At 54.2% G+C, this 10,956-nt stretch carries 12 protein-coding genes; 10 read left to right on the top strand and 2 right to left on the bottom strand.

What is annotated here, in order from left to right; translation table 11 throughout:
- From IMQ56_RS19925 to dinB, 7 genes are all read left to right on the top strand, one after another.
- Window positions 1-1,236, top strand: coding sequence for an NADH:ubiquinone reductase (Na(+)-transporting) subunit B (locus tag IMQ56_RS19925; RefSeq protein WP_015571375.1), 1,236 nt, complete (start codon window positions 1-3; stop codon window positions 1,234-1,236).
- The gene (locus IMQ56_RS19930; RefSeq protein ID WP_017383124.1) at window positions 1,229-2,023 is read left to right on the top strand and encodes a Na(+)-translocating NADH-quinone reductase subunit C; all 795 of its coding nucleotides are present in this window, start codon (window positions 1,229-1,231) and stop codon (window positions 2,021-2,023) included. Before IMQ56_RS19925 ends, IMQ56_RS19930 begins: the two co-directional genes overlap by 8 nt.
- Complete coding sequence (locus tag IMQ56_RS19935; RefSeq protein WP_003863219.1) at window positions 2,016-2,654, top strand: NADH:ubiquinone reductase (Na(+)-transporting) subunit D; 639 nt, start codon at window positions 2,016-2,018, stop codon at window positions 2,652-2,654. Before IMQ56_RS19930 ends, IMQ56_RS19935 begins: the two co-directional genes overlap by 8 nt.
- A gap of 6 nt (window positions 2,655-2,660) precedes the next feature.
- Entirely contained in the window at window positions 2,661-3,257 is a 597-nt protein-coding gene (nqrE, locus tag IMQ56_RS19940; protein WP_003863217.1) for an NADH:ubiquinone reductase (Na(+)-transporting) subunit E, read from the top strand.
- 10 nt (window positions 3,258-3,267) lie between these two features.
- The gene (nqrF, locus tag IMQ56_RS19945) at window positions 3,268-4,491 is read left to right on the top strand and encodes an NADH:ubiquinone reductase (Na(+)-transporting) subunit F (RefSeq protein WP_015571374.1); all 1,224 of its coding nucleotides are present in this window, start codon (window positions 3,268-3,270) and stop codon (window positions 4,489-4,491) included.
- 2 nt (window positions 4,492-4,493) lie between these two features.
- Window positions 4,494-4,694 carry a (Na+)-NQR maturation NqrM gene (gene nqrM, locus IMQ56_RS19950; protein WP_003863212.1) on the top strand — a complete coding sequence of 67 codons (201 nt, stop codon included), beginning with the start codon at window positions 4,494-4,496 and terminating at the stop codon, window positions 4,692-4,694.
- Between the two features lie 107 nt (window positions 4,695-4,801).
- Window positions 4,802-5,860 carry a DNA polymerase IV gene (gene dinB / locus IMQ56_RS19955; RefSeq protein ID WP_023303124.1) on the top strand — a complete coding sequence of 353 codons (1,059 nt, stop codon included), beginning with the start codon at window positions 4,802-4,804 and terminating at the stop codon, window positions 5,858-5,860.
- Window positions 5,861-5,915: 55 nt separating this feature from the next.
- Here dinB and pepD read toward each other — a convergent pair whose 3' ends face one another.
- On the bottom strand, window positions 5,916-7,373 hold the full coding sequence (gene pepD / locus IMQ56_RS19960; RefSeq protein ID WP_023295966.1) for a cytosol nonspecific dipeptidase: 1,458 nt from the start codon (window positions 7,371-7,373) through the stop codon (window positions 5,916-5,918).
- Window positions 7,374-7,631: 258 nt separating this feature from the next.
- Between pepD and gpt the strand changes: the two genes are divergently transcribed.
- The 3 genes from gpt (at window position 7,632) to crl (ending at window position 9,897) form a co-directional block, all read left to right on the top strand.
- Window positions 7,632-8,090, top strand: a complete 459-nt coding sequence (gene gpt / locus IMQ56_RS19965) for a xanthine phosphoribosyltransferase (RefSeq protein WP_003863205.1) — start codon at window positions 7,632-7,634, stop codon at window positions 8,088-8,090.
- A gap of 104 nt (window positions 8,091-8,194) precedes the next feature.
- Window positions 8,195-9,439 carry an esterase FrsA gene (gene frsA / locus IMQ56_RS19970; RefSeq protein WP_017694464.1) on the top strand — a complete coding sequence of 415 codons (1,245 nt, stop codon included), beginning with the start codon at window positions 8,195-8,197 and terminating at the stop codon, window positions 9,437-9,439.
- A 56-nt stretch (window positions 9,440-9,495) separates the two neighbouring features.
- On the top strand, window positions 9,496-9,897 hold the full coding sequence (gene crl / locus IMQ56_RS19975; RefSeq protein WP_006809999.1) for a sigma factor-binding protein Crl: 402 nt from the start codon (window positions 9,496-9,498) through the stop codon (window positions 9,895-9,897).
- A gap of 132 nt (window positions 9,898-10,029) precedes the next feature.
- Here the strand turns inward: crl and phoE are convergent.
- Window positions 10,030-10,956, bottom strand: a 927-nt coding sequence (gene phoE, locus IMQ56_RS19980; protein ID WP_196064128.1) for a phosphoporin PhoE, incomplete at its 5' end; no start/stop codon positions are given.

The following is a 10,956-nucleotide window of genomic DNA, read 5'->3' on the forward strand; positions in this document are numbered from 1 at the left end:
ATGGGCTTAAAACACCTCTTTGAAAAAATTGAGCCGCACTTTACCGAAGGGAAGCTCAAAAAGTACTACCCGCTGTATGAAGCGACAACGACCATTTTCTACACGCCGGGTCTGGTGACGAAAGGCGCGGCGCACGTTCGCGACGCCATCGACCTCAAGCGAATGATGATTCTGGTCTGGTTTGCGGTCTTCCCGGCCATGTTCTGGGGGATGTATAACGTTGGGTTGCAAACTATTCCGGCGCTGCACCATATGTACGATGCAGAGCAGCTGGCGCAGGTGATTCAGTCTGACTGGCACTATCGTCTGGCGCAGTCGCTGGGGGTGAGCTTTGCGGCAGATGCCGGCTGGGTCAGCATGATGACGCTGGGCGCTGTCTTCTTCCTCCCTATCTATATGACTGTCTTTATCGTGGGCGGTTTCTGGGAGGTGCTGTTCGCTATTATTCGCAAACATGAGATCAACGAGGGCTTCTTTGTCACCTCTATTCTGTTTGCGCTGATTGTCCCGCCAACGCTGCCGCTCTGGCAGGCGGCGATGGGGATCAGCTTTGGCGTGGTGATTGCCAAGGAGATCTTCGGTGGGACCGGACGCAACTTCCTCAACCCGGCGCTGGCAGGGCGCGCGTTCCTGTTCTTTGCTTATCCGGCGCAAATCTCGGGAGACCTGGTGTGGACGGCAGCAGACGGATTCTCCGGCGCGACGCCACTTTCACAGTGGGCGGCAGGCGGCGGCGAAACGCTTGTCAACAATGCAACCGGACAGCCTGTCACCTGGTTTGATGCGTTTATCGGCAATATTCCAGGCTCCATCGGTGAAGTGTCTACCCTGATGATTTTAATCGGCGGGGCCATCATCCTCTTTGGCCGCGTGGCGTCCTGGCGCATTGTCGCTGGCGTCATGCTCGGGATGGTACTCACCGCCACGCTTTTCAACTTCATTGGTTCAGACACAAACCCGATGTTCTCCATGCCGTGGTACTGGCACCTCGTGCTGGGAGGCTTTGCGTTTGGCATGATGTTCATGGCCACCGATCCGGTCTCGGCTTCGTTTACCGACAGAGGTAAATGGTGTTACGGCGCGCTCATTGGGGTGATGTGTGTACTGATTCGCGTGGTCAACCCGGCCTATCCGGAAGGGATGATGTTGGCCATTCTGTTTGCCAATCTGTTTGCGCCGCTGTTCGACTACCTGGTCGTGCGCGCCAACATTAAGCGGAGGAAGGCGCGTGGCTGAGATCAAAAATAACGACAGCATCAGCAAAACGCTGCTGGTGGTGCTGGTACTGTGTCTGGTCTGTTCCATCGTGGTAGCCGGTTCTGCCGTAGGGTTAAAGCCGCTACAGCAGGAGCAACGAGCGCTGGATAAACAGCGTAACATCCTGGCCGTGGCCGGGCTGATGCAGGAAGGCATGACGAAGGATGACGTCGCAGCGGTGTTTGCCGAACGTATTACCGCACGGCTGGTGGATTTAAAAACCGGGGAGTTAATGGATAAAGACCCGGCGAAATACAACCAGGCGCTGGCGCTAAAAGATCCGCAGATGAGCACCACGCTTGACGCCTCGCAGGATCCGGCAGGCATTAAGCGCCGCAGCAATGTCGCGGAGATTTACCTCGTCCGTGACGAGCAAAAGCGCATCCAGGAAATCGTGTTGCCCATCTATGGCAACGGTTTATGGTCAATGATGTACGCCTTTGTGGCGTTGGAAACCGATGGTCGTACGGTCAAAGGCATTACTTATTACGATCAGGGCGAAACACCAGGGCTGGGAGGCGAAGTTGAGAACCCTAACTGGCGGGCACAGTTTGTTGGTAAAAAAGTGCTCGACGACAACGGCCAGCCTGCGCTGAAGGTGGTGAAAGGGGGCGCGCGTCCCGGCGATGAATTTGCCGTTGATGGCCTTTCCGGTGCCACGCTCACCTCTAACGGTGTGCAGCACAGCTTTGATTTCTGGATGGGTGAACTGGGCTTTGGTCCCTTCCTGAAGAATGTACGTGAAGGAGCGCTGAATAATGGCTGATACGGGTGAACTGAAAGAAGTTAAAAAGGTGCTGATTGGCCCGCTGTTAGCCAATAACCCGATAACGCTACAGGTGCTGGGGGTGTGCTCGGCGCTGGCGGTGACCACCAAGCTGGAAACGGCGGTGGTCATGACGCTGGCGGTAACGCTGGTGACAGCGTTTTCCAGCATGTTTATCTCAATGATCCGCCACCACATACCCAACAGCGTGAGGATCATCGTGCAGATGGCGATTATCGCCTCGCTGGTGATCGTGGTCGATCAGCTCCTGCGCGCCTTCGCCTATGAAACCTCGAAGCAGCTTTCGGTGTTTGTCGGCCTGATAATCACCAACTGCATCGTGATGGGGCGTGCTGAAGCCTATGCGATGAAAATGCCACCGCTGGCGAGCTTTATGGACGGTATTGGCAACGGCCTGGGTTACGGCGTGATCCTGTTGACGGTTGGTTTCCTGCGCGAACTTATTGGCAGCGGCAAGCTGTTTGGCATTCCGGTGCTGGATACGGTACAGAACGGCGGCTGGTATCTGCCGAACGGCCTGTTCCTGCTGGCCCCAAGCGCATTTTTCATTATCGGTTTGCTGATCTGGCTGATTCGTACGTTGAAGCCTGAACAGCAGGAAAAGGAGTAACCGACAATGGCTCATTACCTGAGTTTATTTGTGCGCGCGGTGTTTGTTGAAAACATGGCGCTCGCTTTCTTCCTGGGCATGTGTACGTTCCTTGCCGTTTCTAAAAAGGTATCGACGGCATTTGGTCTGGGCGTGGCAGTTACCGTTGTGCTGGGGCTTTCCGTTCCGATTAACAACCTGGTATTCAACTTCGTGCTGCGCGATGGCGCGCTGGTGGAGGGGGTTGATCTTAGCTTCCTGAACTTCATCACCTTTATCGGAGTGATTGCGGCGCTTGTTCAGATCCTGGAGATGATCCTCGATAAATACTTCCCGTCGCTGTACAACGCGCTGGGGATCTTCCTGCCGCTGATCGCCGTGAACTGCGCCATCTTCGGTGGCGTCTCGTTTATGGTTCAGCGCGATTACAACTTCAGTGAATCGGTTGTGTATGGCTTCGGTTCCGGTATCGGCTGGATGCTGGCGATTGTCACCATGGCGGGGATCCGTGAAAAAATGAAATATGCCAACGTACCTGCGGGGCTTCGTGGCTTAGGGATCACCTTTATCACCACCGGCCTGATGGCGTTGGGCTTTATGTCCTTCTCCGGTGTGCAGCTATAAGGGCTAACAGATGGAAATTATTCTTGGCGTGGTGATGTTCACGCTGATAGTACTGGTGCTGTCAGGGCTGATCCTGGCGGCGCGTGCGAAGCTGGTCAATTCCGGGGATGTGATCATTGATATCAATGACGATCCGCAGAATCAGATCCGTACCCCGGCAGGGGATAAGCTGCTTAACACGCTCTCCGGCAACGGGATTTTTGTCTCGTCTGCCTGTGGCGGCGGTGGCTCCTGTGGCCAGTGCCGTGTGACGGTCAAAGAGGGCGGCGGTGATATTCTGCCAACGGAACTGTCGCATATCACGAAGCGTGAAGCGAAAGAGGGATGCCGTCTGGCGTGCCAGGTCGCTGTGCGCCAGAACATGAAGATTGAGCTGCCGGAGGAGATCTTCGGCGTGAAAAAATGGGAGTGCGAAGTTATCTCTAACGATAACAAAGCTACGTTCATCAAAGAGCTCAAGCTGCGTGTCCCTGAAGGGGAGAGCGTCCCGTTCCGTGCGGGTGGGTATATCCAGATTGATTGTCCGGCACACACCGTCGCGTATGCTGACTTCGATGTGCCTGAGGAGTACCGGGCAGACTGGGATAAATTTAACCTCTTCCGCTTTGTTTCCGAGGTAAAAGAGCCCGCGCTTCGCGCCTATTCCATGGCTAACTATCCGGAAGAGAAGGGCATTATTATGCTCAACGTGCGTATCGCCACGCCGCCACCGAATGTGCCTGATGCCCCTCCTGGCGTCATGTCGTCGTATATCTGGTCCCTCAAGCCTGGCGACAAAGTGACGATTTCCGGCCCGTTCGGCGAATTCTTTGCCAAAGATACTGACGCGGAGATGGTCTTTATCGGCGGCGGTGCGGGTATGGCACCGATGCGTTCGCATATTTTTGACCAGCTCAAACGACTTGGCAGCAAGCGTAAGATCAGCTTCTGGTACGGGGCGCGTTCACTGCGCGAAATGTTCTATGACGATGAGTTTGAACAACTGGCGCGTGATAACCCTAACTTTACCTTCCATGTGGCGCTATCCGATCCGCAGCCGGAAGATAACTGGACAGGCTATACGGGCTTCATCCACAACGTGCTGTATGAAAATTACCTCAAACAGCACCCGGCACCGGAAGACTGCGAGTTCTATATGTGTGGTCCACCAATGATGAACGCCGCCGTGATTAAGATGCTAAAAGATCTTGGCGTGGAAGATGAGAACATCATGCTTGATGATTTCGGAGGCTGATTATGCTGACTTTTCTGGCGACCTTTGCGGTGTTTGTGCTGGTGATCTTCGGCATGTCCTTAGGCTGGATCATCAAGCGTAAAAGCATTCAGGGCAGTTGCGGAGGCATCTCTTCCATCGGAATGGAAAAAGTGTGCGATTGTCCGGAACCGTGCGATGCGCGGAAAAAGCGGATGGCTCGCGAGCAGCAACGCATTATTTAGTCTTCCAGGTCGGGTAAGGCAACGCCGCCACCCGACAATTCCTGCGCGCACTTCTCAACCCTCATTTGTTTACTGTATACTTATCCAGTAATAAGTGAGGGCTTACTATGCGCAAAATAATCCATGTCGATATGGACTGCTTTTTTGCCGCAGTGGAGATGCGTGACAACCCGGCGCTGCGGGATATTCCGATCGCCATTGGCGGCAGCCGGGTTCAGCGCGGTGTCATCAGCACCGCCAACTATCCTGCTCGCAAATACGGTGTACGCAGCGCCATGCCGACAGCGATGGCGCTGAAACTGTGCCCGCATCTCACTCTTTTGCCCGGACGTTTTGATGCCTATAAAGAAGCATCGAGCCACATTCGGGAGATCTTCTCCCGCTACACCTCACTGATTGAACCGTTATCGCTGGATGAAGCCTATCTGGATGTCACCCACAGCATGCACTGCCACGGCTCCGCCACCCTCATGGCGCAGGAGATCCGCCAGACTATTTTTAATGAGCTGAACCTGACGGCATCGGCAGGCGTCGCGCCGGTCAAATTTCTCGCCAAAATCGCCTCCGATTTAAATAAGCCCAACGGCCAGTACGTCATCACTCCGGAAGAGGTTCCGGCGTTTTTAAAGACGCTGCCGCTCAGCAAAATCCCCGGCGTGGGCAAAGTCTCCGCCGCGAAGCTGGAAAGTATGGGGCTACGCACCTGCGAAGACGTTCAGCGCAGCGATCTGGCGCTGCTGCTTAAGCGTTTTGGCAAGTTTGGCCGCGTACTGTGGGAACGCAGTCAGGGCATTGATGACCGGGATGTGAACAACGAACGGCTGCGTAAATCGGTCGGCGTTGAACGCACACTGAGCGAAGATATCCATGACTGGACCGAGTGTGAAACCATTATTACGGAACAGCTTTATCCTGAGCTTGAACGACGCTTACTGAAGGTCAAACCGGATCTGCTTATTGCCCGACAGGGCATCAAACTGAAATTTAACGATTTTCAGCAGACGACGCAGGAGCACGTCTGGCCACGCCTCAACAAAGAGGATCTTATCGCGACGGCGAAAAAGGCGTGGGAAGAACGGCGGGGCGGACGAGGGGTGAGGCTGGTGGGGCTGCACGTCACCTTGCTGGATCCGCAGCTGGAGCGTCAACTGGTGTTGGGACTGTAGATTACGCTAATCGTAGGCCCGGCAAGCGTAGCGCCACCGGGCATCAAACGGCTAATTACTTAACAGGAATTGCTTTCAGCAGCTCAGTCAGCAGCGTCCAGTAGTGACCGACGCTTTCAATGTGAACCTGCTCATCCGGGGAGTGTGGCCCGGTGATGGTTGGCCCGATGGAGACCATGTCCATATCCGGATACGGTTTCTTGAACAGACCACACTCCAGACCCGCATGAATAACCTGAATGTTCGGGGTGCTGTTGAACAGTCGCTGATAAGTTTCACGCACCAGTGCCATGACCGGAGAACTTGCATCCGGCTGCCAGCCCGGGTAGCTGCCTTTTGCAGACGTTTTCGCGCCCGCCAGGGTACCCAGAGATTCCAGCATGCTCACAACGTACTCTTTACCGCTGTCGATCAGGGAACGGATCAGGCAGATGATCTCTGCGCTGTCGTCACCCATGGTCACCACGCCCACGTTCAGGGAGGTTTCCACCACGCCTTTCGCCACGTCAGAGTTGCGAATAACGCCGTTTGGCGTTGCGTTCAGCAGCTGGACGAACGTGTCACGAGACTGTGCGGTCAGCGCGGCTTTATCCGTCGTAACGGACTCCAGCACCACCGTCAGGTTTTTCTCTTTTGCAGACAGTTCGTTTTTCAGGATCTCCAGATACACGCTGGAGAGGTTTTTCAGCTCGTCCGCTTTCGACGCAGGCACCGCCACGGTAGCGAAGGCTTCGCGAGGGATCGCGTTACGCAGAGTACCGCCGTTGAAGTCCACCAGACGCAGATCCAGTTCAGCGGCATGGCCCGCCAGGAAACGCGCCAGCAGTTTGTTGGCGTTGCCCAGGCCCAGGTGAATATCACCGCCGGAGTGACCGCCTTTCAGCCCTTTCAGCGTCAGCTTAAAGGTCTCGAATCCGGCAGGGATCGCTTCGCGGGACAGCGGCAGGGTAGAGATAAAATCGATCCCGCCCGCGCAGCCCATGTAGATCTCACCCTCTTCTTCGGAGTCGGTGTTGATCAGAATGTCCGCTTGCAGCCAGTTTGCCTGGAGACCGAACGCGCCATCCATGCCCGCTTCTTCAGTCATGGTCAGCAGCACTTCCAGCGGACCGTGTTCAACGCTGTCGTCAGCCAGCACGGCCAGCGCGGAAGCCATACCAATGCCGTTATCTGCGCCCAGAGTCGTGCCGCGCGCCTTCACCCACTCACCGTCGATGTACGGCTGGATCGGGTCTTTTGTGAAGTCGTGAACGGTGTCGTTGTTTTTCTGCGGAACCATATCCAGGTGCGCCTGCAATACCACTGGCTTACGGTTTTCCATACCTGCGGTGGCAGGTTTGCGGATAAGAATATTGCCAACCTGGTCGCGCTCAGCGTGCAGACCTTTTTCCTTTGCCCAACCCATAATATGTTCGGCAAGCTGTTCTTCGTGATAGGAAGGGTGCGGAATGGAGCAGATTTTGGCAAAAATATCCCACAGTGGTTGTGGAGATAATTGAGACAGTTCAGACACGATAGGTCTCCTTGTCGTTGCGCTGCAAAACAATGTTGCAGGTCACAGGGTTAGCAGGTTAATCGTTACCACAAGTCAGGCTTGCGAGATGCAACTGAGAATACCACTTTCTCCCGTGGCTGGTAGCATTAAGCATGTAAAAACTCAGGCTCATGGCGCGTAACACTGGTTTTTAGTGCGTCAGATCTCTATAATCTCGCGCAACCTGGTTCACCCTCATTTTTTTAAGCCGTATATAAACAGGCTGGGACACTTCACATGAGCGAAAAATACGTCGTCACCTGGGACATGTTGCAGATTCACGCACGCAAACTGGCTGCGCGTCTGATGCCTTCCGAACAGTGGAAAGGCATTATTGCCGTCAGCCGTGGCGGTCTGGTACCGGGGGCGCTGCTGGCTCGTGAGCTGGGTATTCGTCATGTCGATACCGTATGTATCTCCAGCTACGATCACGACAACCAGCGCGAACTGAAAGTGCTGAAACGCGCGGAAGGCGACGGTGAAGGCTTTATCGTTATCGACGATTTGGTGGACACCGGCGGTACCGCGGTGGCTATCCGCGAAATGTATCCAAAAGCGCACTTCGTCACGATCTTCGCGAAACCAGCGGGTCGCCCACTGGTTGATGATTACGTCATTGATATCCCGCAGGATACCTGGATTGAACAGCCATGGGATATGGGCGTGGTCTTCGTACCGCCTATCTCTGGCCGTTAATTTCAGTACGTAACTTTACACGCCCGGTTATGCCGGGCGTTGTTCTTTTTAGCCTGCCACGCGTTACAATGGTCTTCATATGACGTATCCATGGAGGCAACGCAATGACGCAGGCGAATCTTACCGAAACTCTCTTCAAACCCCGTTTCAAGCACCCTGAAACGTCGACGCTGGTGCGTCGGTTTAATCCGGGGACAATGCCTGCCGTTCAGTCAGCGTTAGACGGTAAGAACGTGCCCCACTGGTATCGAATGATTAACCGCCTGATGTGGATCTGGCGCGGCATCGATCCGCGTGAAATCCTCGACGTGCAGGCGCGTATCGTGATGAGTGAGTCCGAGCGTACCGACGGCGATCTCTACGATACGGTGGTGGGCTACCGTGGTGGAAACTGGATCTACGAATGGTCAAAGCAGGCCATGCTCTGGCAGCAAAAAGCGAGCCAGGAAGAAGACGCCACTCTCAGCGGAAAGCACTGGCTGCATGCGGCAAATCTGTACAGCATCGCTGCATATCCGCATCTTAAAGGCGACGAACTGGCAGAGCAGGCCCAGGCGCTGGCAAACCGGGCTTATGAAGAGGCCGCGCAGCGGTTGCCTGGCCGGATGCGTGAAATTGAGTTCGCCATTCCCGGTGGCAGCCCGGTGACCGGATTCCTGCATATGCCGGAGGGGGAAGGGCCGTTCCCGACGGTTCTGATGTGCGGTGGACTGGACTCGTTACAAATTGACTATTACAGCCTGTATGAGCGCTACTTTGCCCCAAACGGAATCGCCATGCTGACGCTTGATATGCCTTCCATTGGTTTTTCATCCAAATGGAAACTTACGCAAGACTCCAGCCTGCTGCACCAGCATGCTTTAAAAGCGCTGGAGAATATCCCTTGGGTTGACCACACCCGGGTTGGCGCGTTTGGCTTCCGCTTTGGCGCTAACGTCGCGGTACGGCTTGCCTACCTTGAATCTTCACGCCTGAAGGCCGTCGCCTGTCTTGGCCCGGTGGTGCATGCTCTGTTAAGCGATCCTGCGCGTCAGGGTAGCGTTCCTGAGATGTATCTGGACGTGCTGGCGAGCCGACTTGGCATGCATGATGCTTCAGACGAAGCGTTGCGCATTGAACTTAATCGTTATTCATTAAAAACGCAGGGCTTACTCGGCCGCCGCTGCCCAACCCCGATGATGTCCGGTTTCTGGAAGAACGATCCGTTTAGCCCGGAAGAGGAGTCACGCTTAATCACGTCGTCATCTTCTGATGGTAAATTGCTGGAGGTACCCTTCAGCCCGGTGTACCAGAATTTTGACAAAGCGCTGAAAGAGATCACACGCTGGATCACGCAGAGATTGTGTTAATAGTTTGCTAAATTTCGTTGGTTTGGTAAAACAGTGCTTCACAAAAGGAGATCGCAATGACGTTACCGAGTGGACACCCGAAAAGTAGACTGATTAAGAAGTTCATGGCTCTTGGCCCGTATATTCGAGAAGAGCAGTGTGAAGAGAATCGCTTTTTTTTCGACTGCCTGGCTGTTTGCGTCAACGTGAAGCCTGCACCCGAAAAACGTGAGTTCTGGGGCTGGTGGATGGAAATGGAAGCACAGGAAAACCGTTTTACCTATAGCTATCAGTTTGGCCTGTTTAATAAAGACGGGCACTGGCAGGCGACGAGCATCAAAGATCAGGAAGTGATCGATCGTCTGGAGCATACGCTAAAAGAATTTCACGGCAAAGCTCGTGATCTGCTGGCAACGCTGGATCTGAAGCTGGAGCCTGCGGACGATTTTTCCAGCGAAGCGGTGAAACTGAGAGCCTGATGATGTCACAGCGCCGGGTGGCGGCTACGCCTTACCCGGCATGAAAAATGTACTATCCCGTATGCCCGGTAAGCACAGCGTCACCGGGCACAAAAAAACCGGCTCAGCGCCGGTTTTTTTATTACCACAACATCAGAACTGGTAGGTCATGCCCAGCGCAACGATATCATCGCTGCTTACGCCCAGTTTATTATCGTCATCGATCTGGTTGATCTTATAATCAACAAACGCAGACATATTTTTGTTGAAATAATATGTCGCACCTACGTCGATGTATTTCACGATATCTTCATCGCCGATACCTTCGATATCTTTGCCTTTAGACTGCACGTAACCCAGAGATGGACGCAGACCAAAGTCAAATTGATATTGCGCGACCAGTTCGAAGTTTTGCGCTTTATTTGCAAAGCCACCGGAAATAGGGGCCATATTGCGGGTTTCGGAATAGATAGTGGCCAGATAAATATCGTTGGCATCATATTTCAAACCGGTTGCCCAGCCTTCTGCTTTTTTACCTTCGCCGCGTGCCTGAAGGTTTTGATCGTTAGTGCGATCGGAGCTGGCATAGGCACCAATCACAGAAAAATCGCTGCCGCCGAAGTCATAGCTCAGGGAGGTACCGAAGCCGTCACCGTTTTGCTTCTTCACGTCGCGGTTTTCATTTTTGCCCTGGTATTGCAGGGTCATATTCAGGCCGTCAACCAGGCCAAAGAAATCGGTATTACGGTATGTGGCCAGACCGGAGGCGCGTTTCGTCATGAAGTTATCGGTCTGTGCCAGGCCGTCACCGCCGAACTCCGGGAACATATCGGTGTATGCGGCGACGTCATACAGCGCGCCCAGGTTACGGCCGTAATCCAGTGAGCCGAAGTCTTTCAGTTTCAGCCCGGCAAATGCCAGACGTGTTTTTTGAGAAGAGTCGCTCTCAGCTTTGTTACCTGCGAACTCAGCTTCCCAACGTCCGTAGCCGGTCAGCTGATCGTTAATCTGCGTTTCACCCTTAAAGCCGAAACGAACGTAAGTCTGGTCACCATCCTTAGCGTCATCATCACTGATGTA

The organism is Enterobacter sp. Res13-Sevr-PEC09-46 (assembly GCF_015672585.1).
Classification (GTDB): Bacteria; Pseudomonadota; Gammaproteobacteria; order Enterobacterales; family Enterobacteriaceae; genus Enterobacter; species Enterobacter hormaechei_C.

Coding starts and splice junctions, on each gene's coding strand:
- IMQ56_RS19925 (WP_015571375.1), top strand. CDS start 1: ATGGGCTTAAAACACCTCTTTGAAAAAATTGAGCCGCACTTTACCGAA.
- IMQ56_RS19935 (WP_003863219.1), top strand. CDS start 2,016: ATGGCTGATACGGGTGAACTGAAAGAAGTTAAAAAGGTGCTGATTGGC.
- nqrE (WP_003863217.1), top strand. CDS start 2,661: ATGGCTCATTACCTGAGTTTATTTGTGCGCGCGGTGTTTGTTGAAAAC.
- nqrF (WP_015571374.1), top strand. CDS start 3,268: ATGGAAATTATTCTTGGCGTGGTGATGTTCACGCTGATAGTACTGGTG.
- nqrM (WP_003863212.1), top strand. CDS start 4,494: ATGCTGACTTTTCTGGCGACCTTTGCGGTGTTTGTGCTGGTGATCTTC.
- dinB (WP_023303124.1), top strand. CDS start 4,802: ATGCGCAAAATAATCCATGTCGATATGGACTGCTTTTTTGCCGCAGTG.
- gpt (WP_003863205.1), top strand. CDS start 7,632: ATGAGCGAAAAATACGTCGTCACCTGGGACATGTTGCAGATTCACGCA.
- frsA (WP_017694464.1), top strand. CDS start 8,195: ATGACGCAGGCGAATCTTACCGAAACTCTCTTCAAACCCCGTTTCAAG.
- crl (WP_006809999.1), top strand. CDS start 9,496: ATGACGTTACCGAGTGGACACCCGAAAAGTAGACTGATTAAGAAGTTC.